The organism is Streptomyces sp. Ac-502 (genome assembly GCF_045222935.1).
Taxonomy (GTDB): Bacteria; Actinomycetota; Actinomycetes; order Streptomycetales; family Streptomycetaceae; genus Streptomyces; species Streptomyces monomycini.
The window spans coordinates 3,491,993-3,516,420 of sequence record NZ_JBHFFO010000001.1 but is presented as its reverse complement, the minus strand read 5'-3'; the positions used below and the strand labels follow the sequence as shown (position 1 = coordinate 3,516,420).

Below are 24,428 nucleotides of genomic sequence, written 5' to 3'. Positions count from 1 at the left end.
CCCGCCGGGGTCCGCGGCGGCCGGCCGCCGCGAAACCTCGCGCGGTACGCCTCAGGACGCGGCGCTGCGGAGCTGCCGCTGGGCGGCGGCGCGGTGCCGGAAGACGTGCCGGTAGGTCTGCGGGGAGACGCCGGTGACCCGGCCGAAGTGGTAGCGCAGGTTCGTCGCGGTGCCGAAGCCGCTGTGCCGGGCGACGCTGTCCACCGGTTCGTCCGTGGTCTCCAGCAGTTCCTGCGCCAGCCGTACCCGCTGCTGGAGCAGCCACTGGAGGGGCGTGGTGCCCACCGCCTCCCGGAAGCGCCGCGCGAAGGTCCGCTCGCCGAGGTTCGCCACCCGGGCCAACTGCGGCACGGTCAGCGGCTCTTGCAGGTGGTCGCGGGCCCACTGCAGTACGGGAGCCAGCTCGTCGCCCTCGCGGGGGCGCGCGGGCGGCTTCGTGTACTGCACCTGCACGCCTTCACGGTGCGGCGGTACGACCATCCGCCGGGCGATCTCCGTGGCGACCGCCGAGCCGTGGTCCTGGCGTACGAGGTGCAGGCACAGGTCGATGGCGGCACCGCTGCCGGCGGACGTGAAGAGATTGCCGTCCTCGGTGTAGAGCACGGAAGGCGTGAAATCCACCTCCGGAAAACGATGTCCAAAATCCGCCGCGTTCATCCAGTGGGTGGTCGCCGGACGGCCGGTCAGCAGACCGGCGTGCGCGAGCACGTACGAGCCGGTGCACAGGGAGACGATCCGGCGCCCCAGCTCGTGGGCCTTGCGCACGGCGGCGATCAGGGACGCGGGCGGATCGAGCTGGACGGCGCGGGCACACGCCGCCACGATGACGGTGTCCGCCTCCAGCAGGTCGTCCATGTCGTAGGGCGCCTCGATCCGCAGGCCGGCCGGGGTCCGCAGCGGCGTCGGCTCCGCCGCGCACAGCCGTACTTCGTACCAGGGATCGGCGATGTCGCTGCGGTCCACACCGAAGACCTCGCAGGGTACGGCCAGTTCGAAGGTCGGCGTCGCATCGGTGACCGCGATCGCCACGACATGACGGGGCATGGCAGGAACTTAGCGCACGTCGGCAGTTCTGCAGGTGTTCCCAGGGTCTTGTTCACGTCAAGCTACCGACGTGACGGAGACGTTGATCAAGGGCGCCGCCCCGGAGGGCGGGCTCACCGCCGTACAGGGCACCGCCTTGTACGTCGGCGCCGTGCTGGGCACCGGAGTGATCGCCCTGCCCGCCCTCGCCGCCGAGGCCGCGGGCCCCGCCTCCCTGCTGGCCTGGATCGCCATGGTGCTGGTCTCCGCGCCGCTGGCCGCCTCCTTCGCGGCGCTCGGCGCCCGATTCCCCGATTCGGGAGGCGTGTCGACGTACGCGCGGCTGGCGTTCGGCGACCGGCCGGCGGCCGTGGTGGGCTGGTGCTTCTACCTGGCGGTCCCCACCGGTTCGAGCGCGGCGGCCCTCTTCGGGGGCGCGTACGTCTCCGAAGCCCTGGGCGGCTCCACGCTCACCACCGTCGCGACCGCCGCCGGCCTCATGGTGGCGGTCACCGTGTTCAACGCCGCCGGCGTGAAGGTGGCCGGACGCTTCCAGCTGGCCTTCGTGGGCTTGCTGATCGTGCTGTTGCTGCTCGCGCTGGCGCTGTCCCTGCCGTACGCGCGGGCGGCGAACTTCCAGCCGTTCGCTCCGCACGGCTGGTCGGCGATCGGCCCGGCGGCGGCGCTGCTGGTGTGGAGCTTCGCGGGGTGGGAGGCGATCACGCACCTGGCGGCGGAGTTCCGCCGGCCGGCCCGTACCGTACCGCTCGCCGCGGGCCTGGCCGTGGTGATCGTCGGCGTGCTGTACGTGTCGGTCGCCTTCGCCGTCATCGCCGTACTGGGACCGGGCGCGGCGGACACCGAGGCGCCGCTGGGCGAACTGATGGCGCGCGGCCTGGGAGGCCACGCCCGCCTGCTCGCCGCCGGGGCCGCCCTGCTGCTCACCCTCGGCGCGATGAACGCCTACTACGCGGGCGCGGCCAAGCTCGGCGCCGCCCTGGGCCGGGACGGCGCGCTGCCGGCGTGGCTGGCCCGCGGCAGCGTCGCCGGCGAAGTGCCGCGCCGCAGCCTGGGCGTGATCTCCGTACTGGGCTTCGCGGCCCTGTTCGCGACGGTCCTCACGCGCACGGGCGCCCGCCCGCTGGTGTTGCTGACCACCGGCTCCTTCGTGGCGGTGTACGCGATTGGGGTCGCCGCCGCGATCCGGTTGCTGCCGCGCCGCAGCAAGGGGCGCGCGGCGTCCTTCGCGGCGCTGGCCGCCGTTGTGGTCCTGCTGGCGATGTCGGGCGGCTATCTGCTGTGGCCGCTGGCCGTGTCCGGGGCGGCCCTGCTGTACGTGGGGTGGCGCCGGCGGCGGGCACCCCGGGACGGCCCGCCGGCCGCCCCCACGGACGGGCCCTTTGCGGCCCGGCCCGCCACACCGGACGTCGTCGAGGCCTCGGAGGTCGTGTGATGGGAAACGAGCTGCTGTCCGGCGCGGGGGCGCGGACGTCCGATGCGCGGGACGCCGCGGCGCCGGATCTGGAGACCCTGCGCGCCGCCGTCGCGGCGTTCACGGGCGGGGCGTCCGCCACGGCCACGGACCGGACGGAACTCGATCCGGCGCTGCACGGCCATCGCCGGGAACTGCTGCGCTGGCTGAACTCCTGGGGCTGCCGGCTGCGGTATCCCCGGCCGGGCGAGATCGACCTGTTCGAGGTCGGCGTGCGGGACTGGTGGACCCGGTGGGCCGCCGCCCTGCCCGTCGGCGGCTCCCTCGCGGAGCTGACCGACCCGCAGATCGACGCCGTGGCGGGCGGCTTCGAGGACCTGTCCGCGGTGCCCGTGGGGGCTCCGGAGCGGTCCCGTCCGCTGGGGCCTACGGCCGCCTCCAAGCTGCTGTACCGGCTGTGCTCGCGGGCCGTGATGCCGTGGGACGAGGCCATCGCCCGCCGCCTGCACGGCACCCGGGACGCCGCCGCCTTCGCGGCCCACCAGCGTCTGGGGCGGTCCTGGGCGCGGCACCTGCTCGCCGAGACGGGGCTCGACGAGCAGGCGGTGGCGGTCGAGCTGGGCGGCCCGGGCCGTTCCCTCGCGAAGATCCTTGACGACTACTGCTACCTCCGCTTCACCCGGGAGACGGAATGGTGACGCGTACCGCGCACGAATCCGGCCACCTGGAGCACCGAATTCCGGCCGAATGGCGGGAATGACCCGCCAGTTTTTCCCCATGGTCCGGCGGGGAGTCCGGCGGGTATCAGCACCATCCGACACCAGCTGTATATGGCAGGAATTCAGTGGCCGCTGACGGTTCTGATGATTGCCGCCCGGCGGGAGACTCCGGAATCCTTGAACAGCGGTGCGTCGGGATGCCGGACACCGCGGCCGCCGGGCCGATCGCGAAGGCGAAAAACGGCCATGGCCCCGTGAGCACGTGAGTGAGGAAAGACCAACGATGATCCCAGCCGCAGAGACCTTCGACGGCACGTGGCCCTACCGGCCGCATTTCACCGACGCAGCGGGATTCCGGCAGCATTATGTGGACGAGGGGGCCGAGCACGGCGGCCCCGTCGTGTTCCTGCACGGCGAGCCGACCTGGGGCTACCTCTGGCGCCATCTGATCGGCCCGCTCGCCCGTGAGCGGCGGGTCGTCGTTCCCGATCACATGGGCTTCGGCAAGAGCGCCACTCCGGCGGACCGTACGTATCTCGCCGCCGAGCACGTGGACAATCTGGAGACGCTGCTCGTCGACGTCCTCGACCTGCACGACATCACCCTGGTCCTGCACGACTGGGGCGGCCCCATCGGCACCGGGTTCATGCTGCGGCACCCCGACCGCGTCGCCCGGATCTTCGCCACCAACACCGTGCTCCCGCTCGGCCTGCCCGGTTACGACAAGCTGATGGCCGAGAACATGGCCGACAGCCACTGGTTCCGCTGGGCGGGCGCCGCCCACGCGAACGGCACACTGGAGCGGGCGCTGGGCGGCGCGGGGGACAGTGTCACCCACCTGATGCTCTCGTTGCAGACCATCGCCCGGCCGCAGATCGTCACGCCCACCTGGGTGCGTGCCTACGCCGCGCACTTCACCGACCGGGCCGCCTGCGAGGGTGTGCTCCGCTTCCCACAGCAGCTCGTGGCCCCGGACCCGGAGGCGGCCCCCGCACCGGACCCGGACCCGGCCGCCGTCGCCGCCGTACGCGCCAAGCCCGCCATGCTCGTGGAGGGGATGCGCGACACCGCGCTGCTGCCTCGCCACGTCGTCCCCGCCTTCCGGCTCGCCTTCCCCGACGCCCCGGTGATCGAACTGCCGGACGCCGGGCACTTCCCCTCCGAGGACGCCCCCGAGACGCTGCTGGCACTCCTCCAGCTCTTCCTTCAGACCACCTGACCACACCGGCAACGTCACCCTCGACCGGGTCACCGACACACGCCGCGCAGCTCAGGCCCCCGGTTCCCGGCAGCCCCTCCCGGGGACAGCCGGCCGACCGCGCCCACCCGGCCCGCGCGTCACCTCGGGGCCCGGTCCGTCCTTGGAGGTGCTCTCCCATGGTCCGTCGTGTATGGCTGCTGATGCTCGCGGTCGGTACGTTCGCCATCGGCACCGACGGTTACGTCATCGCCGGTCTGCTGCCCGAGATGGGGCGCGACCTCGGCGTCTCCGACAGCCAGGCCGGCCAGTTCGTGACCGTCTTCGCGCTGGCCTACGCGATCGGCGCCCCGCTGCTGGGCGTCGCGATCGGCAGCCTGCCGCGCCGCCCGCTCCTCATCGGCAGTCTCGCCCTGTTCGCCCTTTCCAACGTCGCTGCCGCGCTCGTCGATTCGTACGGGACGATGCTCGCCGTACGGGTTCTCGCGGCGCTCACCGCCGCCGTGTTCACCCCGGCCGCGGCCGCTGCCGTGCCGCCGCTGGTGCCCGCCGAGGAGCGCGGCCGGGCGCTGGGCACCGTGGGGGCCGGCATCGCCGTGGCCACCGCCATCGGCGTGCCGCTGGGCACCTTCATCGGCGGGGCGTTCGGCTGGCGCACCACGTTCGTGGTGGTGGCCGGACTGAGCGTGCTGGCCACGGCCGGTCTGCTGTGGAAGCTCCCGGCGATGCCGCCCGAGCCCGCGGCCGGCATCATGACGCGGCTGTCCGTGGCCCGGGTCCGCGGCATCCCGACCGCGCTCGGCCTCACCGTGCTGTGGATCTCCGGCGCGTTCACCGTCCTGACCTTCATGAGCCCGGTCCTGGACGCGATCGCCGGCATCCGCGGCGGAATGCTCAGCATCTGGCTGATGATCTTCGGTGTCGCGGCGGTGGCGGGCAACGCGCTGGGCGGCCGGGCCGCCGACCGCCTGCCCACCACCCGGCTCATGGTGATCAGCACCTGCGGCCTGACCGTGGCCCTGGCCTCCCTGGGCGCGCTCGGCTCGCTGGGCGTGCACGGCTCGCTCGGCGCCGCCCTGGCGGCCGTGGCCCTGGTGGTCTGGGGCATCTTCGGCTGGTCCTTCGCCCCGCTCCAGCAGCACCGGCTCGTGGAGCTGGCACCGCAGTCGGCGGGCGTCGTCCTGTCGCTCAACGCCAGCGCCATCTACGCCGGAATCTCCCTCGGCGGGTTCCTCGGCTCCGTCGCCCTCGACCACTCCGGCGCCTTCGCCGTCGGCTGGACCGCCGCCGGCCTGGAGATTCTCGCCGTCGCCGCCGCGGTCGCCATCGCGGTCCGCGTGAAGCGGCACCACCAGGGCGCCCCCACGGCCTCCGCGGCTTCGCCCACGAGCGCGGACAGCACATCACTGCCTCTCTGACGACGAACGGGGAACCGCCTTGAACGCCTCTCCCAGACCCTCGCCCACCACGGAGCCCGGCACCGGCCGGAGCGCCCTGAGCCGCCGCGGCTTCGCCACGGCCGTCATCGGCGCCACCGCGGTCACCGGATTACCGGCGGCCACGGCCCAGGCGGCCACCGCCCGGGCCGGCTCCGCCACGCCTGCCGCCCCGGGCGCCTTCGACCCGCGGGACTGGACGTCCGTACGCGACCAGTTCGCCCTGTCGCGCGACTACCTCCAGTTCTCGGCGTACGTCCTCGCCTCGCACCCACGGCAGGTACGCGAGGCCATCGACCGCACCCGCGACCAGCTGGACGCGGACCCGATAGCCGTCGGCGCCGGCTTCGTCGACGAGGACCGCAGCCTGGAGGTCCGCACCTCCCTGGCCGGCTACCTCGGCTGCCACGCGGACCACGTGGCGCTGACCGACAGCACCACCATGAGCCTCGCCCTCCTCTACGGCGGCCTGAAGCTGCGGCCCGGCCAGGAGATCCTCACCAGCGAACACGACTTCTACGCCACCCATCAGGCGCTCCGGCTGCGCAACCAGCGGGACGGCACGCCCGTCCGCAAGATCCGGCTGTACGGCGATCCGGCGCGTGCCACCACCGACGAAATCGTCTCCCGTATCGTCCGCGCCCTCACCCCGCACACCCGCGTGCTGGCCCTGACCTGGGTCAACTCCGACAATGGCGTCAAGCTGCCGGCGCGGGCGGTGGCCGACGCGCTACGGGAGGTCAACGCGCGGCGGGCCCGCGCCGACCATGTCCTGCTCTGCCTGGACGGGGTGCACGGCTTCGCCGCCGAGAACGTCACCATGGAGGGCCTGGGCTGCGACTTCTTCGCCACCAGCACCCACAAGTGGCTGCACGGTCCGCGCGGCACGGGCCTGTTGTGGGGCAAGCCCGAGCACTGGCCCCTCGTGCGGCCGGTCATCCCCAACTTCAGCCGGGAGGGCTACGAGGGCTGGGTCGGCGGCCGGGACCCGGTGGCGGCCCCCGCGATCCTCGGAACGCCCGGCGGCTACCACTCCTTCGAACACCGCTGGGCCGTCCCCGAGGCCGTCCGCTTCCACGAGATGATCGGCCGGGCCCGGGTCACCGCCCGCATCAAGTCCCAGGCGGCCCTCCTCAAGGACGGCCTGCGCAGGCTCCCCGGTGTGCGCGTCCTGACCCCCGACGACCCGTCGATGTCGGCCGGCGTCGTCTGCTGCACGGTCGAGGGCTGGACCGCCGCCCGCGCGGAACACGAACTGCGCGCCGCCCATCGCGTCATCGCCACCGAGACCCCCTACGCCGAGCCGCACCTGCGCTTCGGCCCCACCGTCGTCACCGGCCCCGAGCAGACAGCGAAGGTCGTCAGGGCCGTGGCCGCCCTCCGCTGACCCGGCCCGCTCCGGCACCCCGCGCCGACCTGGGGCGCCGGGGCGGGTGGGGAAGTGGAAGGATGGGACCCATGAGTTCCAACGTATTTTTCGACATCACCATCAACGGCGACAAGGCCGGCCGCATCGTTTTCAAGCTGTACGACGAGGTCGTGCCCAAGACCGCGCGCAACTTCCGTGAGCTGGCCACCGGCGAGCACGGCTTCGGTTACGCCGGTTCGCCCTTCCACCGGGTCATCCCGGAGTTCATGCTCCAGGGTGGCGACTTCACCCGCCGCAACGGCACCGGCGGCAAGAGCATCTACGGCGACCGCTTCGCGGACGAGAACTTCGAGCTGAAGCACGACCGCCCGTTCCTGCTCTCCATGGCGAACGCCGGCAAGAACACCAACGGCTCGCAGTTCTTCATCACGACGGTGGCCACCCCGTGGCTGGACGGCGCGCACGTGGTCTTCGGCGAGGTCGTCGAGGGCTCTGACCTGGTCAAGAAGATCGAGGGCCTGGGCTCCCGCTCCGGTGCCACCTCCGCGACGATCGAGGTGGCGGACTCGGGCGTCGTGGACGCCGCGTAACGGGTACGCAGCACCCTGAGACATGCGAAGACCCCCGGGACGGTGTCCCGGGGTCTTCGCATGTCCGGAGTCCGGCGGGCGGACCGCTCAGGACTGGGGACGGCTGCCGTGGTTGGCGCCGTTCTTCCGGCGGGCCTTCTTCTTACGGCGTCGCTTCGACGACATGGCGTCTCCTCTCCGCAGGGGTTTGCAGGGCTTTCCTCCGCATTTCTACCATTTCACAGCGGTGGCCTGTCCTGCGATCCCGGGGCCGGATACCCGACTCAGGGAGCCCCACACGTCTCGTGAGACACATCACGGGCAACGAGGGGAGGGGCGGGAGGGTGCGGGGAGGAGGGAGAGAAGGGTGAGAGGGGTCAGTGGGGGTGGGTGCAGTCGTAGAGGGGTTCGGGGAGTGAGGGGTCGGCGGAGGCCGCGTACGTCTTCGGGTCGACCTTGGTGCAGGTGGTGCGCACCCAGGCGTTGATCTTGGACGTCTCGGAGGCGTTGCCGGCCGCGGGGGTGGTGGGGTTGAGGAGGGCGAAGCGCAATTGGCCGGAGGCGATCAGGTGCCGGTACTCGGCGAGGGTGACGGAGGTGGCCATTCCGGCGAAGCCGCCCAGCGGCAGGATCGGCAGGCCGGTGTGGGTGATGGCACGGGAACGGGCCCAGCCGCCGTCGGCGGAGAGGGTGTACGTGGCGTTGCCGTCGTGCCGCTGTACGTAGTTCAGCAGGCGCTTCTGGGCGGCGGTCAGCGGGGCCGGTGACATGTCGTACGAGGCGCCGCCCGCGCCCCCGTAGACCGCGCTGCCCGGTGCGCCGGCCGTGGCGTTCTGGCCGCCGGGTCCGGCGTGCGCCTCGAAGGACGAGCCCGCGTACCGCTGGTCCAGTACGGACAGTGACCAGGCCGCCGGGGCGGCGAACAGGGCTACGCAGGTGGCGGACAGGGCCATGAGGGCCACAGGGCGCAAGCGGCGGCCGGTGGCGCGGCCGTACGAGAGAAGGGTCACGATGCTGACGAGCGCTGCTGTGATGATCGCCGGGATCAGCCAGGGGGCGAAGCCGGTGTGGTCGGCGGCGAGGGAGGAGGCCCAGGCGGCCTGGACGGTGATGGTCAGGGGAGGAGCAGGCGCGCAGGGGCGCTGGTGGCGGTGCGGTGGGCGCGCCACAGGGTGACGGCTCCGGCGGCGGCCAGCGCGGCCAGCGCGGGGGCCAGGCCCGCCACGTACGCGGTGTGCGGGATGTCGACCACGCTCAGGACGACGGCCGTGGTCAGCAGCCAGCCGCCCCACATCAGGTAACCGCCGCGCAGCCGGTCCGTACGGGGGCGCCTGCCGCGCCGCACCAGGCCGTGGGCCAGGCCGATCAGGGCGAGGGGTACAGCCAGCCGATCTGTGGGGTGAAGCGGGAGGTGAGGAGCTTGTACCAGGTGTTCTTCTCACTGCCCAGGCTGACCATTTTGCGGGAGGCGCCGGAGGGTTTTCCGCCGGTGGCCGGTCGGGGGTGTGGCTGCGTGCCTGTGGCGGGTGGACTGGTGTGGTCGGTGGGGCCCGCGGGCTGCATGGCGGAGCCGCCTGGTCCGCCTGACCCGCCGGGCCCGCCCGGTCCGCTGTTCGCCGGGCGGCTGAAGCCGTTGTACTGGAAGACCATCGACAGCGCGCTGTTGTTCGTCGAGCCGTCCGCGTACGGGCGTACGTCCTTCGGAGTGAAGGTCATCATCAGTACCCACGAGAACGACACCGCGAACAGCACGGCCCCGGCGGTCAGCAGATGGCCGATCCGGGCGCGCGCCGTGACGGGTGCGGTGACGAGGTAGCCGACGGCCAGCGCGGGGACGACGAGCCAGGCCTGCATCATCTTGGCCTGGAAGGCCAGGCCCACCCACACGCCGGCCCAGACCAGCGAGCGCAGACGGGCGCCGCGTGCGGCGAGCTGGTAGCGGTCGACGGCCAGGACCAGGCACATGATCAGGGCCGCGTCGGGAATCGGGTGGCCGAACAGGGAGGCGGTGACGGGGGTGAGGGTGAGCAGCCCGGCGGCCAGGAGGCCGGTGGCGGGGCCCTGCCAGCGCCGTACGACCCGGTAGAGCACGAGGACGGAGACGACGCCCTCGACGCACTGCGGCAGGGTCAGGGCCCAGTCGTGGAAGCCGAAGAGGCGGGCGGAGAGCGCCTGCGGCCAGAGGAAGCCGCCGATCTTGTCGAGGGTGATGGTGGCGGACGGGTCGTAGGCGGTGAAGAGGAAAGCCTTCCAGCTCTCGGTCATGCTGCGGGCGGCGACGGAGTAGTACGGGGCCAGGCCGCTGGTGGTGATGTTCCACGCGTACAGGAGTGCGGCCAGGGCCGCGACGCCGAGCAGGGCGGGGCGCGCCCAGCGGGGCTGGCCTTCGGGTGAGCGCCACACCTCCCAGCGGCGGCGCGGCCGTCGGCCCGGTGTGGTGTCGAGGGGGAGGGCGTGCGCTGGGCGGGCGGCGAAAGCGTCGCGGGCCGGGTGGGGGAGGCGGCGGAAGGCAGGGAGTCGGAATCGGGCAGGCCGAAGGGCGGTTTGGCGGCCATAGGGGGAAGTCAGCTCTCGAATCGGTGCGGACGGGCTGCCGGGTCCGGGCCGGCCGGTCAGTTCTCCGGCTTGCCGAGCAGCAGCAGGTAATAGTCCACGTGCTCCCGGCAGAATGTACGGAACGGTTCCATCAGCGGATCGGTGTGGGCGACGGCCTCTTTTCCGAAACGCTGCTCGATGGCGTCACGCTGTTCCTGGTAGAGCACGTGCATCAGCTCGCCGCACAGTGCGACGTTCGCTGTCATGTTCTGTATGCGGGCGATACGGAATCCGGCTTCTTCGACCTCTTCGAGAAGCGTGGCGAAGGGGGTGGGCGGCGGGGACGCCCACAGCCGGGTGAACGCCTCGGTCTCCGGGGGACGGCGGTGCCGCGCCGGGCGAACTCCGTCATCAGCAGACGGCCGCCGGGCCGCAGGACGCGCCGGGCCTCACGCAGGCCGGCGGGCCGGTCCGAGAGGTGCGGGAAGCAGTCGATGGACCAGGCCGCGTCGTACGTGTCGTCCGCGTGATCGAGCCGCATCACGTCGCCGTACGTGAAGTCGACCCGTCCTTCGAGACCGGTGGCGGCGTTCAGCCGTTCCCCGCAGCGGGCCAGTTGTCCCCGGCTGACGGTGATGCCGGTGACCCGGCCGCCGGTGCGCCGGGCCAGGTGGAGGGCGGGGCCGCCGGTGCCGCAGCCGATGTCGAGCAGGCGGGGGTCCGGCGGGAGACCGTCGGCCAGGATGTCCGCGAGGTACGCGGTCTGCCGGTCCTGGGCGAGGCCGGACAGGCCGAGGAGGGAGGCGGCCGCGGTCCGTTCGCCGTGCGGGACGAACATGCCGACGTGCAGGGCGCTGCGGCCGAGCACCATGGCGAGCAGGTCGCCGAACCGGTCGTACATCGCGCCGACTTCTTCGGGAGCGGGAGCGGGAGCGGGCGCCGGGCCGCTGTTCGCACTGTTGTCGGCCACTGTCATGGAAGTCCCCTCGCGACGGATGGTCGGGCAAGGAATCAGTGAGCAGGGAGTGCACTTCTGCTCGGTGGACGCTAGCACCGAATTGCGTGGAGTGGGGGCTTCCATTCCGCAAGGGAAAAATTCGGACAGTGGTGGGTGGGGAATGCATGATCGGTTTTGGGGTGCTGCTCCGGCGTAATGGCAGCCGGTGGAGGGGCGTTGCTGATGAGTTTTCGATGAGAAGGGCATGAAAAGCGTGAGAATGGCGCCGCGGGCATACCTTTTTCTGCATAACGTGTGCGTGAATTGTCGGGCAGCCCCGGAAATGAGAGCTCCGGGGAACAACCCCGTGATGCGGTACCTGCCGTCCGGAGGGGCGCCGCTGGGCGCGCCCCTCCGGACGGTGCGTGTGACGGTCCGGTTCGGGTTCCGGCTGCGGGCCGGACGTACCGTACGCGGGAGTTCGGTCAGCTCGACTGCGCCTCGTCGTAGAGGTTCTCGGCATCGGCACCGAAGTACGGCCCGAACATGGTGTTCGGCAGGAAGGTGTAGCCGAAGCTGTTCACCGAGGACTGGAGGCCGGTGCCGCCGGCCTCGTCGAACGAGGTGAACCAGGGGCCGCCGCTGGAGCCGCCGGTCATGTTGCAGGACAGGCCGTGGTCCGTGGAGAACAGCGGGTCCTTGATGGTGTTGCCGCTGCAGTAGACGAGTTTGCTGCCGTCGTACGGCGCCGCGGCGGGGTAGCCGAACGCGTACATCGGCTTGTTGTAGCCGGTGTTGAAGGCGAGGCCCTGACCGCCGACGACATCGGTCAGCCGCTGTCCGCCGACCGGGGCGACGACCGCGGCGCCGATGTCGTAGTTGATGTTCTCGCTCGCTGTCCACTGCGGCGTGCTGAGGGTCTTCGATGCGGCCCATTTGCCGTACGGGGCCTGGCCGTCGTGGTAACCGGGCACGAAGACCCAGTCGCCGTGCCAGGCGCCGTTGAGCTTCACGCAGTGCCCGGCGGTGAGCACCGTGCTCTTGTTCGCGCTGGTGACGGCGTTGCCGGAGCAGGAGGCGGTACGGCCCTGGTACGTGAAGAACACCCGTCCCGCGGTGTTGGTCACGGCGCCGCCACCGGTCCACGGGGCGCCTGCCTGCGGGAACGCCTTGGGGGCCGGGGAGGGGGCGGACGTGGTGGTGGCGGGGCGGGAGGGGCGTACAGTGCGCTCGGTGCCGCGCTGGACGGGTGGGGCGGTCGGGCGCGTTGTGCCGCCGGATCGTTTCTCCGCGGCGGTGGATCGTTTCTTCTCAGCGGCGGACCGTTGCGCCGGCCCGTCGGTCCCGGCCGACAGCAGGTCCAGCGGGGTGGCCTCGCGCATCCGCTCCGCCGTCCAGAAGTCGGCCACGGAGGAGGGTGTATCCGTACCCGCACCCGTACCCGCACGGGCCGAGGACGTGTCCGTGCCGACCGGACCGGCCGCGCCCGCCGCACCGGTCTGCGGAGCCGAGACGAGCAGGGCGCCGGCGGCGGTCAGGGCGCAGGCGACGGCCCGGGACGCGCCGCGCCGACGGGTGCCGGGGGAGGTACTGACGTTTCGTCTCACGCGTGACTCCTTCTGCAAGGCCGCGCGATGGCGAACCGCGCGGCCGTCGACTACGTGACCGCGGGTCCCGCGGCCCGGCAGATGAGCGGTGCGGATGGACGTGCGTCAGGAAGAGTCCCACCGGACGCGCCGTCTGTCAGGAGCGCGTCGCGCCGAAGTCGGGGACGCGGGGCGGCGGGCGGGGAGTCGGCGACGGCGGCCGGGTGACCGTCAGCCGCGGCCGATGTACGGCATGGCTGTCGCCAGCACCGTCGCGAACTGCACGTTCGCGCCCAGCGGCAGCTGCGCCATGTGCAGGACCGTACGGGCCACGTCCGCCGCGTCCATCACCGGCTCGACCGCCGTACTGCCGTCGGCCTGAAGGATGCCGGTCCGCATCCGCCCGGTCATCTCGGTGGCCGCGTTGCCGATGTCGAGCTGCCCGCAGGCGATGCCGTACGGACGCCCGTCCAGCGAGAGCGACTTGGTCAGGCCGGTCATGGCGTGCTTGGTGGCGGTGTACGCGACGGAGTGCGGGCGCGGCGCGTGTGCGGAGACCGAGCCGTTGTTGATGATGCGGCCGCCGCGCGGGTCCTGGTCCTTCATGGCGCGGAAGGCGGCCTGGGCGCAGAGGAAGGCGCCGGTGAGGTTGGTGTCGACGACCGCGCGCCAGTCGTCGTACGCCAGTTCCTCCAGCGGTACGGGCGGGCCGAACGTTCCGGCGTTGTTGAACAGCAGGTCCAGCCGGCCGAACCGGTCGCGAGCGGCGGCGAAGAGGGCGTCCACCTGGTCGGGGCGGGTCACGTCGGCCGGGACGCACAGCACGGCGGGGCTCTCGGGTCCGTCGGCGTTCCGCTCCGCCTGGCGGGCGGTCTCCGCAAGGGCGTCGGCGCGCCGCCCGGCGAGCACCACCGACCAGCCGGCCCCGGCGAGGGCCAGGGCGACGGCCCGGCCGATGCCGGAACCGGCACCGGTGATCAGCGCGGTCGGCGCGGGTGCGGGCGGGGTGGCGTCACGGGCTGCGGTACCGGCGTCGGATGTCGTCATGGCGGCAGGGTAGGGGGCGGGGCGTGCGCCCGGGGAACCGGCGCTCGGGGGACCGGCGCCGGGAATCGGTGCCCGGAGACCGGCGCCCGGAGAACCGCTGTCCGGTTCACCCCGCCCCGCCCTCACCTGCCCCGCCCTCACCTGCCCCGCCCTCACCTGCCCCGCCCTCACCTGCCCCGCCCCCACCCGCCCCGCACTCACCCCGCCCCGCACTCACCCCGCCCCGTGAAACCCCTTGAGCACCGCCGCCTTGGCCGCGGCGAACTCCTCGGCGGTCAGGATGCCGTCCCGGTGCAGTTCGCCGAGTTCACGCAGTCGGCGGAGCAGGACGTCGGGGTCCTGGCCGCCGCCCTGGGAGCCCCGTTCCGCCGCCGCCTCCAGGGCCGGTGCGGGCTGCGCCGAGGCCACCGGGGCCGCCGCCCTCGGCGCGGATCCGCCGGACGGGTGCGGCAGCCGTGCCGCGACCGCGGCCGCGAGCAGGGCGGTGCGGCCGCTCTCCTTCTTGAAGCCCCACAGCTCGATGGCGTTCGGGTCGTGCTCCGGCTTGAGCTTCGCGGTGACGCCCTTCGGGCGGAAGCGCAGATAGCCGGACTCCAGCCCGGAGGCGGGGCGCCAGTCGACCCCTGCCAGGTCGGCGAGGGCGAAGTCCCGCGCACCCGCGTGCTTCTTGCTCTCGCTGGTGGACCAGCGCCAGTCGATGTGCACCTGCTCCCCGTCGAAGGTCGCCACGCCGTCCACGCCCGCGGCGGACAGCGGCACGGCGGGGCCCGGCAGCAGATAGCGGTCGGTGGGCCCGGTCACCACCTGGTCGAGGAGCAGGGACTGGCGCACCTCGTCGGCGAAGTACTCGGCGACGCCGGTACGGTCCGGGTCCACGCTCACCTGGTAGGGGTTGGCGTCGTCCGGCAGGCTGCCGCCGGTGACGTACAGCAGCGGGTCGGCGCCGTCCCGCAGCCGCAGGCGCAACCGTCCGCCCTTGCGGGCCGGTTCGTACGCGATGCCCGCGAGCGCCTCCAGCGGTACGGAGGTCTCGCCGAGGTCCTGCCGCAGCCGGTGCACGCCCCGTTCCTGCCCCGGCACGATCCACACCCGGTCACCGTCGAAGGACCACGTGCCGTCGCGCACCATCAGTTCAGCCATGTCCCGAATCCTACGGAAACGCCGCTCCGGCGGCGGAGGGCGAGCCCGGCGCTTCAGGCGCTGTCGGCCCTGTCGGCCCGGTCGGCGCTCCGGGCCCGCAGGCCCGTCCGCCGCGATTGTCCGCGGGCGTCCGATACGGGCGCAGTCCTCATCCGGTTGTCATGTGTGCGTCGAACCCGGGACAGCGGGACGCCGTCGTCCGCCCCTCCAATCGCTGGTGACAACACCAGCCCAGGGAGGGGCAGATGGCCCGTCAAGGTCAGCACGAGCAGGACGCGCGGCCCGCACAGGGGCCGCAGGGCGCCCCGTACACCCAGGAGATGCGGGCCACCGCCGCGCACCTCGCCCGGCGCCGCTTCCTCACCGGCACCGGGGCCGCCGCGGCGCTGGCCTTCGCGGCCAACCTGCCGGGCACCGGCGTCGCGTACGCCGCCGCCGAGGCCGACGCCCGCAAGATCACCGAGAACCCGTTCACACTCGGGGTGGCCTCCGGCGACCCGCTGCCCGGCTCCGTCGTGCTGTGGACCCGGCTCGCCCCGAAGCCGTACGAGCCGGGCAGCGGCATGCCCAAGGCCCGGGTGACGGTGCGCTGGGAGGTCGCGTACGACGAGAAGTTCCGGCGGCTGGCAGGGCGCGGGCGAGGCGAGGCGCACCCGGAGTTCAACCACGCGGTGCACATCGAAGCCACCGGCCTCGCACCGGACCGCGTCTACTACTACCGCTTCCGCGCCGGCAACTGGATCAGCCCGGTCGGCCGCACCCGCACCGCGCCCGCGCGCGGGGCGCAGAACAAGGAGCTGCGTCTGGGCGTCGTCTCCTGCCAGGCGTACCACGACGGCTACTACACCGCCCACCGGCACCTGGCCGCAGAGGACCTGGACGTGGTCTTCCACCTCGGCGACTACCTGTACGAGTATCCGGTGAACGCCGTCGGAGGGGCCCGCAAGTACACCGACCGCAAGCTCCCCGCGCGCTTCAACCGCGAGACGGTGACGCTGGAGGACTACCGGCTGCGGTACGCGCTCTACAAGTCCGACCCCGACCTCCAGGCCGCGCACGCCGCCCATCCATTCATCGTCGCCTGGGACGACCACGAGGTGGAGAACAACTACGCGGACGACGTCAGCGAGAACAACGCCCCCAAGGGCGAGTTCCTGCTGCGCCGGGCCGCCGCCTACCGTGCGTACTGGGAGAACCAGCCGCTGCGCCGCCCGCAGCGCCCGAACGGCCCGGACGCCCAGCTCTACCGTCGCGTGCACTTCGGGCAGCTCGCCCAGTTCGACGTGCTGGACACCCGCCAGTACCGCTCCGACCAGGCGTACGGCGACGGCTGGCACGCGCCGGGCCCGGAGTCCACGAACGCCGCCCGCACCCTGACCGGCAGCAAGCAGGAGCGCTGGCTCGTCGATGGCTGGCGGTCCTCCTCGGCGCTGTGGAACGTGCTGCCGCAACAGGTCACCTTCGCCGAGCGGCGCAACGCCACCGGCCCCGGCCACAAGCTCAGCATGGACTCCTGGGACGGCTACCCGGCCTCCCGGGAGCGGGTGCTGAAGGGCGCGGAGGCGGCGGGCGTGGACAACCTCGTCGTGCTGACCGGCGACGTGCACGTGCACTACGCGTTCGACATCAAGCGGGACTTCCGGGACGAGAAGTCGCGTACCGCGGGCGTGGAGTTCGTGACCACCTCGATCGCCAGCGGCGAGGACGGGGCGGACAAGCCGGCCAACTGGGGCACGTACATGGCGGCCAACCCGCACCTGAAGTTCTACAACGGCCGGCGCGGATATGTGACCGTCACGCTGGACCGGGAGAAGGCGCGGGCCGACTTCCGTACGGTGGCGAAGGTGACGAAGCCGGGGGCGCCGGTGATCACGGCCGGGTCGTTCGTGTCCGAGGCGGGCAGCCCGGGGCTCAAGCCGGCCTGAGACACGAGGGCGGAAGTCGGGCCCTGGGGCCCTGGCCGAAAGCGCGCCGGGGGTCTCTCCGTGCATGACACCATGGTCAAGCCATCAAACATCCATGGAGACACTCATGACGGACCCCGGCACCGGAACGACGGAGCCCCAGGACAGCGTTCCGATAGCCGAGCGGGACGTGGCGGCGGCACCCGCCGCGTCCCGCCGTACCAGCCTGCTCGTCACCCTGATCCTCGGCGGCCTGACCGCGGTGCCGCCGCTCTCCATGGACATGTACCTCCCGGCCCTGCCGGAGGTCACCGACGCGCTGCACAGCCCGGCCGCCACCGTCCAGCTCACCCTGACCACCTGCCTCGCGGGCATGGCCCTGGGGCAGATGGTCGTCGGCCCGATGAGCGACAAGTGGGGCCGCCGCCGGCCGCTGCTCGCCGGCATGGTGATCTACGTCATCGCCACCGCGCTGTGCGCCCTGGCCACCAACGCCGAGCTGCTCATCGCCTTCCGCCTGCTCCAGGGCCTGGCGGGCGCGGCCGGCATCGTCATCGCCCGGGCCGTGGTGCGCGACCTGTACGACGGCGTGGCGATGGCCCGGTTCTTCTCCACCCTGATGCTGATCTCCGGCGTCGCCCCCGTCGTCGCGCCGCTGATCGGCGGGCAGATCCTCCAGGTCACCGACTGGCGCGGCGTCTTCGTCGTGCTCACCGTCGTCGGCGTGCTGCTCACGCTGCTGGTCTGGCGCCGCCTGCACGAGACGCTGCCGCCCGAGCGGCGGCACTCCGGCGGCCTCGGCGAGGCCCTGCACACCATGCGCACCCTGCTCGCCGACCGAGCCTTCTCCGGCTACCTGATCGTCGGCGCGTTCGCCTTCGCCGCGCTGTTCGCCTACATCTCCGCCTCGCCGTTCGTGATCCAGGAGATCTACGGCGCCTCCCCGCAGACCTTCAGCCTGCTGTTCGGCGTCAACTCCGTGGGCCTGGTCCTGGTCGGCCAGATCAACGGCAAGGTGCTGGTCGGCCGGGTCAGCCTGGACATGGTGCTGGGCATCGGCCTGGGCCTGGTCACCGCCGCCGCGACGGCGCTGCTGCTGATGGCCGGCGGCGTCTTCGGCGAGGTCGGGCTGTGGCCGATGGCCGCCGGGCTGTTCGTCCTGATGTCCGCGATGGGCCTGGTCATGCCGTCGGCCAACACCAAGGCGCTGCTGCGCTCGGGGCACGCGGCGGGCTCCGCCTCGGCGCTGCTGGGCACCTCCACCTTCCTGCTCGGCTCCGTCGCCTCGCCGCTGGTCGGCATCGCGGGCGAGCACACCGCCGTACCGATGGCCGTGGTCCAGCTCTCCTGCGGCGTACTGGCGCTGCTGAGCTTCCTGGGAATGTGCCGCCCGTGGCAGCGTAGGGAGGAGACCGCCACCGGGACCGGCGAGAGGACCAGGCTCTGAACGCGACCGGACTGCGACACGGCACCCCCGCCGCCGCGGGGCTGGACCCCGCCTGGACGCGGCGCCTGGTCCACGGGGTGCGGGAGGCGACCGAGGGGCCCGCGCCCTGGTGCGCGGGCGCCGTGGTGCTCGCCGGGCGCGGCCCGGTGGTCGCCGCCGAGGAGGCGGCGGGCTGGGCGCTGCGCTACGCGGGGTACGACCCCGAGCGCGACCGCGGTGTGGAGCTGCCCCGGGAGCACCGGGAGCCGATGCGCGTCGGCACCGTCTTCGACCTGGCCTCGCTGACCAAGCTGTGCACCGCGATCGTGGCGGTCCAGCAGGCCGAGCGGGGCCTGCTGGACCTGGACGCCGCGGCCGGCCGCTGGCTGCCCGGCTTCGCCGACGGCATCACCGTCCGCAGCCTGCTCACCCACACCTCGGGACTGCGCCCGGAGCTGCCGTTCTACGAGCGCCACGGGCGCACGGCCCAACTGGAGCTGCTGTGGGCGGAAGCGGCGGCGCCCGCCGCGCCGCCCGGCAGCACGTACCGCTACTCCGACCTCAACCTCATCGCCCTCCAGCTGATCCTGGAACGCCTCACCGGCCTGCGGCTGGACGCCCTGGTGGCGGGCGGGATCACCGGCCCGCTGGGCATGACCAGCACGGCGTTCGGGCCGCTGGCCCCGGCGGGCGTGGCCGCGACCGAGGACCAGCGGCGGCCGTGGGCCAAGGCCGACCGCGGCATGGTGCGCGGCGCGGTGCACGACGAGAACGCGTGGGCGCTGGGCGGCGTCGCCGGGCACGCGGGCCTGTTCTCGACGGCGCAGGACCTGGCGGTGCTGTGCCGGACGCTGCTCGGCGGCGGCGCGTACGGCCGGGAGCGCATCCTCAGCGCGGAGTCGGTGGCGCTGCTGCTGGACCCGCCGGGCCTCGGCTTCGGCGTGGACCAGCCGTACTTCATGGGCGAGCTGGCGGGGCGCGGAGCAGCCGGGCACACCGGGTTCACCGGTACGAGCCTGGTGCTGGACCGGGCGACCGACACGTTCCTGGTGCTGCTGGCCAACACCGTCCACCCGCGGCGGCGCGAGGCGGGCAGCGCGCCCCGGGCGGCGGCCGCGACCCGGCTGGCACGGGCGGTACGGGCCGGCGGCGGGCCGCACGCGTACGGAACGGGCGGGCCGGGGCGGCGGCCGGCCGGGCCCGGGCGTCCCGGCCCGCCGTGAGACGGGTCCGGGGCCCGCCGCTGCCCCGTAAAATGGCGGGAATGCACGACGAACTGCGCGCCGCACTGGCCGGCCTGCTCGACGGCCTGCCGCCCACGCAGGCCGCGCGGGCCGTCGACCGTCTGATCGCCAACTACCGGGGCCGGACCCCGACCGACGCCCCGGTCCTCAGGGACCGCGCGGACGTCGCCGCGTACGCCGCCTACCGGATGCCCGCGACCTTCGAGGCCGTACGGCACGCGCTGGACGCCTTCGCGGCGCGGCTGCCCGGCTGGGCGCCCGCCTCCCACGTGGACATCGGCGGCGGCACCGGCGCCGCGACCTGGGCGGTCGCGGCCACCTGGGACGGCCACCGCACGACCGTGTACGACTGGGCCGAACCGGCGCTGGAGCTGGGCCGCGAGCTGGCCGACGGCGTCCTGCCGGACACGGACTGGCAGCGCCGGGTCATCGGCGCGGGCATGGCGGTCCCGGAGGGCACGGACCTGGTCACCGTCTCGTACGTGCTCGGCGAGCTGCGCCCGGAGGACCGCCGCGCGGTCGTCGGCGCGGCAGCCGGGGCGCCGGCCGTCGTCCTGATCGAGCCCGGCACCCCGGACGGTTATCTGCGCATCCGCGAGGCCCGCGAGCAGCTCACCGACGCCGGTCTGCGCGTCGTCGCGCCGTGCCCGCACAGCGGTGGGTGCCCGATCGTGCCGGGCGAGGACTGGTGCCACATGGCCGCCCGGGTGACCCGCTCCTCGCTGCACCGCCAGGTCAAGGGCGGCTCGCTGCCGTACGAGGACGAGAAGTTCAGCTATGTCGCGGCGGTGCGGCCGGACGTGGTGGGCGGCGCGGACGGTGCGGCGGCCGCACCGGCGCGGATCGTCCGCAAGCCCCAGCTCCGCAAGGGACAGGTCCTGCTGGACCTCTGTACGGAGGAGGGGCTGCGGCGCGACACGGTCACCAAACGGCACGGCGACTGCTACAAGGCCGCCCGCGACGCCGAATGGGGCGACGCCTGGGAGCGGCCGACGGGCTGACCGTTCCCCCTACGGGAGGGCCGCCCGTAGCTCCTGCGTGCAGCACTTGACGCTGCCGCCGCCCTTGAGCAGTTCGGCCAGGTCCATGCCCACGGGCTCGTACCCGCGCTCGCGGAGCGGAGCGAAGAGCCCCACCGCGGCCTGCGGCAGCAGCACGTGCCGCCCGTCGCTGACCGCGTTCAGCCCGAACGCCTCCGCGTCCGCACGCGAGGCGATCAGGGCGTCGGGGAAGAGCCGGGCCAGCACGGCCCGGCTGCCCGCCGAGAAGGCGCCCGGGTAGTACATGACCTCCGAGTCCGTCGCGTCGTCCAGCACGCACAGCGCCGTGTCGAGGTGGTAGTAGCGCGGGTCGACCAGGTCCAGGCCGATCACCGGACGGCCGAAGTACTCCTGCGCCTCGGCGTGCGAGAGCGGACTGCTGCGGAAGCCGCGCCCGGCCAGCAGCCACGACGCGGTGACCGCGAAGTCCCCCTCCGCCTCGTTGACGTTCTCCGGCTCGCGGACCTCGGTGAAGCCGTGGTCGCGGTACCACGCGGCATGGACGGCGGCCTCGCCGCGGCGCTCCTCGAAGGCGAACCGCGCGCCGAGCACCCGGCCGTCCACGACGGTGGCGCCGTTCGCGGTGTAGACCATGTCCGGCAGGCCGGGGTGGGGCCGCAGTTCCTCGACGGTGTGGCCGAGTGCGCGGTAGCGGTCGCGCAGCACCTCCCACTGGGCCAGCGCCAGCGGCAGATCGACGGGTTTGTCCGGGTCCATCCAGGGGTTGATGGAGTAGCTGACCTTGAAGTGGGCCGGCGGGCACATCAGGTAGCGCCGGGGACGGGCGACGCGCGGAGGTGTACGCAAGGAAGGCTCCTCACGGTGGGTGGGGCGCGGAGGCGTACGAGGTGTGTACGCGCTCAAATGGTCCACCGTGAGGAGCTCGTTGCGCAGTGATCCGTTCGGGTGGTTTTCACCCCTGGCGGGTTTCTCCGGCGCCGCGCTGCTCCTGGAGTCTGCGCAGCAGCGCGCGCCGCTGCGCCATCGGGTCGGTGCCGCCGCCCACGCCGTTGCCGCCCCGGCCGCCGCGCAGCGCGCCGCGGGAGAGCTTGCTGCGGGTACCGCCGATGCCGAGCATGTTGCCCGCGCTGCCCTTGCTCATGGGGTCGTCTCCTTCGTCCATCGATGGGACGAGACGGTTCGTCTCGCTCGATGACGAGTCTGTGCGAGACGCTCCGTCTTGTCAAGACGATACGTCTCGCCTCACCTGTCGGTAGACTCCGGGCATGGCCAACAAGACGGCGCCCGACGCCTCCCGCCGCAGCGAACGCTCCCGCCGCGCCATCTTCGACGCGGCCCTCGACCTCGTCGGTGAGGTCGGCTACCAGAAGCTCACGATCGAGGGCATCGCCTCCCGCGCCGGCGTGGGCAAGCAGACGATCTACCGCTGGTGGCCCTCCAAGGCCGCCGTCCTGCTGGACGCCTTCACCCAGGACGTGGAGGGGTACGAGGCCGGGCTGCCGGACACCGGCGACCTCGCCGCCGACCTCAAGTTCGTCCTGCGGGCCACCGCCGACGAGTTCAACGACGAGAAGTGGCAGGCCCCCTACCGCGCGCTCGCGGCGGCCGGCGCGAACGACGCGGAGCTGTCGGCGCGCTTCGTCGAGCGGCTGCTGGAGCCCGGGATCGCGGTGTACGTGAAACGGATGCGGGCCGCCCAGGAGGCGGGCGAGATCGGGCCGGAGGTGGACGTACGGGTGGCGGCCGAGCTGGTGCTGAGCCCGTTCTCGCAGCGCTGGCTGATGCGCACCGGCGAGCTGACGTACGCGTTCGTGGACACGCTGGTCGACATGGTGCTCGCCGGTCTGCGGCCGCGTACCTCCGGCTGACCGGCGCCCCCGGGGGCGCGCACTCCCGGGTGAGGCGCCGGGATCGCCCAGGGGGCGTGAAAGGTAAAGGAAAGTGAACGAAGTGGGGTGGAAACCGACCGTATTGGTGGGATTCGCCCGTTCTCCGGTCACCCCGGATCCGTACTCCGGTCACCCGAAGAGGAGGATGGTGGCAGCATTGATCCCAGACCACCGCTCGAAGTGAGGGGATAGATGGAACGCAAGAGCAGGTTCTCCCAGTGGCTTCGCCGGCCGAGGAGCGGTTCGGACGGCGGCGATACGGACACGGGATCGGCGGCCGCGCAAGGCCGCGAGGACCTGCTGCTGGCGGTCGCCGACGCCGGTTTCCCGCTCGCTCCGGCCGCCCACCCCTCCGGCTACGGCTGTTCCTGCGAGCGCATCGGCTGCCCCACGCCCGGCCGGCACCCCGTCTCCTTCGGCTGGCAGACCGTCGCCAGCACCGACCGCGAGAAGGTCGCCGCCTGGGCGCGCGCCCATCCGCAGGCCAACTTCATCACCGCCACCGGCATCGCCCACGACGTGCTGGACGTCCCCGTCGAGGCGGGCCGCAGCGCCCTGGAGCGGCTGGAGGCGGCCGGCATCGAGGTCGGCCCGGTCGCGCTGAGCGGCGCGGCGCTCGGCCAGGGCCGGATGCTGTTCTTCACCGCCACCCGCGGCACCCCGGACGACGAGGACGAGTGGTGGCCCTGCGAGCTGGACTGCCATCCGGAGACCATGGACGAGCATCCGGGCCTGCGCTGGCACTGCCGCGGCAGCTACGTCCTCCTGCCGCCCTCCCGCCTGCCGGGCGACCAGCCCGCGGTGTCCTGGCTGCGCGGCCCCGAGCGGCCGGTGCCGGACCCGCTGACGCTGCTGGAATCGCTCACCGACGCCTGCGCCGCGTACGCGGACCAGCAGCCCGATCACGACCACGAAGCCGCCGCCTGGCCGATCGGCCGGTGACGCCCGTCCCGCCTACAGCGACTTCGCGGACGTCTTCGCCTCCAGCCGGTGCAGGACGCCGACCTTCCCGTCGGCGCCCGCCGCCGGAACCTTCACCACCTGCTCCGACAGGGTCGTGAACGTCATCCGGTTGGACGGCTTCGCCGGACCGTCCATGATCCCCTTCAGCTCCGGGCCGATGCTGATCCGCGACCCCTCGGAGACCGTCTTCTGCTGGTGGTAGTAGGTCGAGAAGAAGACCAGCGCGCCGCCGTCCTTGGTGCGCAGCGCGACCGGCGCGTACGTGGACGCCTGGTCCTCGTACTGGATACGGGAGCCCGGCTGCCGCCCCTGCCGCTCGCGCAGCGCCCGCCACCGGTCGGTGTGCGGCCCCGGGGCGAAGGTGTCGCCCTTGCCGGTGTTCAAGTACGCCGCGTACGCCTCGCCCAGCTCGCCCGGCGCGACCTTCAGCCCGGAGTCCTTCGCGTCGGCCGGCACCACCTCGGCGAAGCCGTCCTGGTCCGTCTTGAACTGCGGGATCTCCTCGTCGGTCAGCGAGGACAGATAGCTGGCCTTCCACTTCGCGCCGGCCGCGTCCCGGGTGAACACCAGGAACCACCGCGCGTTGCTGCGGTTGCTGACCGCGTCCGCCAGGAACACCTTCGGCCAGCCCGCCTGCTTGGGCACGGTGAACGTCGGGTTGGTCAGCTTCAGCGGCGGGAACTTGGGGTTGCCCCGAGGGCTGACCGCGTGCCCCGCCTTGGTGAGCGCCTGGTCGACGGCGAGCAGCGAGTCCGTCTCGTAGGTCGGGTTCACCTTCGGGTCGAGCTTGCTGTTGGACGTGTTGAAGCCGTCGACGAACTGCTGGAGCGCCGTGGCGGCCTCGTCCTTCGACACCGCCGGCAGCATCTCCCGTTCGCCGTGCACGGTCATGCACCCGCTCAGCGTCAGCAGCGCCGCGCTCGCGGCGGTCAGCGCTACGGGCACCCGGAACGGCGACCTGCGTGTCATGGGGCTCGGGCTCCTTCGGGGCGACCGGGGCCGGGGCGGCC

25 protein-coding genes are annotated in these 24,428 nt (G+C 72.9%); 12 read left to right on the top strand and 13 right to left on the bottom strand.

Going from position 1 to position 24,428, the window contains the following annotated elements; genetic code table 11:
- Window positions 1–51 precede the first annotated feature (51 nt).
- A complete protein-coding gene (locus tag ACEXOX_RS15825) occupies window positions 52–1,044 on the bottom strand; it encodes a GlxA family transcriptional regulator (RefSeq protein ID WP_406521323.1) in 993 nt (330 codons plus the stop codon).
- 70 nt (window positions 1,045–1,114) lie between these two features.
- On the opposite strand from ACEXOX_RS15825, the gene ACEXOX_RS15820 reads away from it, so the two are divergent.
- From ACEXOX_RS15820 to ACEXOX_RS15795, 6 genes are all read left to right on the top strand, one after another.
- Window positions 1,115–2,476 (top strand): APC family permease, encoded by a 1,362-nt coding sequence (locus tag ACEXOX_RS15820; RefSeq protein ID WP_406521321.1) that lies wholly within the window; start codon window positions 1,115–1,117, stop codon window positions 2,474–2,476.
- Complete coding sequence (locus ACEXOX_RS15815; RefSeq protein WP_406521319.1) at window positions 2,476–3,153, top strand: hypothetical protein; 678 nt, start codon at window positions 2,476–2,478, stop codon at window positions 3,151–3,153. The genes ACEXOX_RS15820 and ACEXOX_RS15815 overlap by 1 nt, the downstream gene beginning before the upstream one ends.
- A 304-nt stretch (window positions 3,154–3,457) precedes the next feature.
- Window positions 3,458–4,393 (top strand): alpha/beta fold hydrolase, encoded by a 936-nt coding sequence (locus tag ACEXOX_RS15810; protein ID WP_406521317.1) that lies wholly within the window; start codon window positions 3,458–3,460, stop codon window positions 4,391–4,393.
- Between the two features lie 158 nt (window positions 4,394–4,551).
- Window positions 4,552–5,790 (top strand): MFS transporter, encoded by a 1,239-nt coding sequence (locus tag ACEXOX_RS15805; protein WP_406521315.1) that lies wholly within the window; start codon window positions 4,552–4,554, stop codon window positions 5,788–5,790.
- Window positions 5,791–5,809: 19 nt separating this feature from the next.
- Window positions 5,810–7,195 (top strand): aminotransferase class V-fold PLP-dependent enzyme, encoded by a 1,386-nt coding sequence (locus ACEXOX_RS15800; protein WP_406521314.1) that lies wholly within the window; start codon window positions 5,810–5,812, stop codon window positions 7,193–7,195.
- A gap of 71 nt (window positions 7,196–7,266) precedes the next feature.
- A complete protein-coding gene (locus ACEXOX_RS15795; RefSeq protein ID WP_406521312.1) occupies window positions 7,267–7,767 on the top strand; it encodes a peptidylprolyl isomerase in 501 nt (166 codons plus the stop codon).
- Window positions 7,768–7,854: 87 nt separating this feature from the next.
- Here ACEXOX_RS15795 and ACEXOX_RS15790 read toward each other — a convergent pair whose 3' ends face one another.
- The 9 genes from ACEXOX_RS15790 to ACEXOX_RS15750 all read right to left on the bottom strand — a co-directional run bounded on the left by ACEXOX_RS15790 (window position 7,855) and on the right by ACEXOX_RS15750 (window position 14,991).
- Window positions 7,855–7,932 carry a 50S ribosomal protein bL37 gene (locus ACEXOX_RS15790; protein ID WP_370443954.1) on the bottom strand — a complete coding sequence of 26 codons (78 nt, stop codon included), beginning with the start codon at window positions 7,930–7,932 and terminating at the stop codon, window positions 7,855–7,857.
- A 191-nt stretch (window positions 7,933–8,123) separates the two neighbouring features.
- On the bottom strand, window positions 8,124–8,915 hold the full coding sequence (locus tag ACEXOX_RS15785) for a hypothetical protein (RefSeq protein WP_406521310.1): 792 nt from the start codon (window positions 8,913–8,915) through the stop codon (window positions 8,124–8,126).
- The gene (locus ACEXOX_RS15780) at window positions 8,861–9,091 is read right to left on the bottom strand and encodes a hypothetical protein (protein WP_406521308.1); all 231 of its coding nucleotides are present in this window, start codon (window positions 9,089–9,091) and stop codon (window positions 8,861–8,863) included. The genes ACEXOX_RS15785 and ACEXOX_RS15780 overlap by 55 nt, the downstream gene beginning before the upstream one ends.
- 20 nt (window positions 9,092–9,111) lie before the next feature.
- Window positions 9,112–10,149, bottom strand: a complete 1,038-nt coding sequence (locus ACEXOX_RS15775; RefSeq protein ID WP_406521306.1) for an ArnT family glycosyltransferase — start codon at window positions 10,147–10,149, stop codon at window positions 9,112–9,114.
- Window positions 10,150–10,358: 209 nt separating this feature from the next.
- Window positions 10,359–10,547, bottom strand: coding sequence for a hypothetical protein (locus tag ACEXOX_RS15770; RefSeq protein ID WP_406521304.1), 189 nt, complete (start codon window positions 10,545–10,547; stop codon window positions 10,359–10,361).
- Window positions 10,544–11,257 (bottom strand): SAM-dependent methyltransferase, encoded by a 714-nt coding sequence (locus ACEXOX_RS15765; protein WP_406521303.1) that lies wholly within the window; start codon window positions 11,255–11,257, stop codon window positions 10,544–10,546. The genes ACEXOX_RS15770 and ACEXOX_RS15765 overlap by 4 nt, the downstream gene beginning before the upstream one ends.
- 446 nt (window positions 11,258–11,703) lie before the next feature.
- The gene (locus ACEXOX_RS15760) at window positions 11,704–12,825 is read right to left on the bottom strand and encodes a trypsin-like serine peptidase (protein WP_406521301.1); all 1,122 of its coding nucleotides are present in this window, start codon (window positions 12,823–12,825) and stop codon (window positions 11,704–11,706) included.
- A 210-nt stretch (window positions 12,826–13,035) separates the two neighbouring features.
- Window positions 13,036–13,851 carry an SDR family oxidoreductase gene (locus tag ACEXOX_RS15755; RefSeq protein ID WP_406521299.1) on the bottom strand — a complete coding sequence of 272 codons (816 nt, stop codon included), beginning with the start codon at window positions 13,849–13,851 and terminating at the stop codon, window positions 13,036–13,038.
- 213 nt (window positions 13,852–14,064) lie between these two features.
- Window positions 14,065–14,991 carry a DUF4429 domain-containing protein gene (locus tag ACEXOX_RS15750; protein WP_406521298.1) on the bottom strand — a complete coding sequence of 309 codons (927 nt, stop codon included), beginning with the start codon at window positions 14,989–14,991 and terminating at the stop codon, window positions 14,065–14,067.
- A gap of 320 nt (window positions 14,992–15,311) precedes the next feature.
- On the opposite strand from ACEXOX_RS15750, the gene ACEXOX_RS15745 reads away from it, so the two are divergent.
- The 4 genes from ACEXOX_RS15745 to ACEXOX_RS15730 all read left to right on the top strand — a co-directional run bounded on the left by ACEXOX_RS15745 (window position 15,312) and on the right by ACEXOX_RS15730 (window position 20,566).
- Window positions 15,312–16,916, top strand: coding sequence for an alkaline phosphatase D family protein (locus tag ACEXOX_RS15745; protein WP_406526361.1), 1,605 nt, complete (start codon window positions 15,312–15,314; stop codon window positions 16,914–16,916).
- A gap of 106 nt (window positions 16,917–17,022) precedes the next feature.
- Window positions 17,023–18,342, top strand: a complete 1,320-nt coding sequence (locus tag ACEXOX_RS15740; RefSeq protein WP_406521296.1) for a multidrug effflux MFS transporter — start codon at window positions 17,023–17,025, stop codon at window positions 18,340–18,342.
- 11 nt (window positions 18,343–18,353) lie between these two features.
- Window positions 18,354–19,544: a serine hydrolase domain-containing protein gene (locus ACEXOX_RS15735; protein ID WP_406526360.1), complete on the top strand. Its 1,191-nt coding sequence runs from the start codon at window positions 18,354–18,356 to the stop codon at window positions 19,542–19,544.
- Between the two features lie 41 nt (window positions 19,545–19,585).
- Complete coding sequence (locus ACEXOX_RS15730) at window positions 19,586–20,566, top strand: small ribosomal subunit Rsm22 family protein (protein WP_406521294.1); 981 nt, start codon at window positions 19,586–19,588, stop codon at window positions 20,564–20,566.
- Between the two features lie 9 nt (window positions 20,567–20,575).
- On the opposite strand, the gene ddaH is transcribed toward ACEXOX_RS15730, so the two are convergent.
- Window positions 20,576–21,412 carry a dimethylargininase gene (gene ddaH, locus ACEXOX_RS15725; RefSeq protein ID WP_406521292.1) on the bottom strand — a complete coding sequence of 279 codons (837 nt, stop codon included), beginning with the start codon at window positions 21,410–21,412 and terminating at the stop codon, window positions 20,576–20,578.
- A gap of 106 nt (window positions 21,413–21,518) precedes the next feature.
- Window positions 21,519–21,707 carry a DUF6243 family protein gene (locus tag ACEXOX_RS15720; RefSeq protein WP_406521290.1) on the bottom strand — a complete coding sequence of 63 codons (189 nt, stop codon included), beginning with the start codon at window positions 21,705–21,707 and terminating at the stop codon, window positions 21,519–21,521.
- 124 nt (window positions 21,708–21,831) lie between these two features.
- On the opposite strand from ACEXOX_RS15720, the gene ACEXOX_RS15715 reads away from it, so the two are divergent.
- On the top strand, window positions 21,832–22,434 hold the full coding sequence (locus ACEXOX_RS15715) for a TetR/AcrR family transcriptional regulator (RefSeq protein ID WP_406521289.1): 603 nt from the start codon (window positions 21,832–21,834) through the stop codon (window positions 22,432–22,434).
- 213 nt (window positions 22,435–22,647) lie between these two features.
- On the top strand, window positions 22,648–23,397 hold the full coding sequence (locus ACEXOX_RS15710; RefSeq protein WP_406521287.1) for a bifunctional DNA primase/polymerase: 750 nt from the start codon (window positions 22,648–22,650) through the stop codon (window positions 23,395–23,397).
- Window positions 23,398–23,409: 12 nt separating this feature from the next.
- On the opposite strand, the gene ACEXOX_RS15705 is transcribed toward ACEXOX_RS15710, so the two are convergent.
- Window positions 23,410–24,387 carry a hypothetical protein gene (locus ACEXOX_RS15705; RefSeq protein WP_406521286.1) on the bottom strand — a complete coding sequence of 326 codons (978 nt, stop codon included), beginning with the start codon at window positions 24,385–24,387 and terminating at the stop codon, window positions 23,410–23,412.
- Window positions 24,388–24,428: the final 41 nt, after the last annotated feature.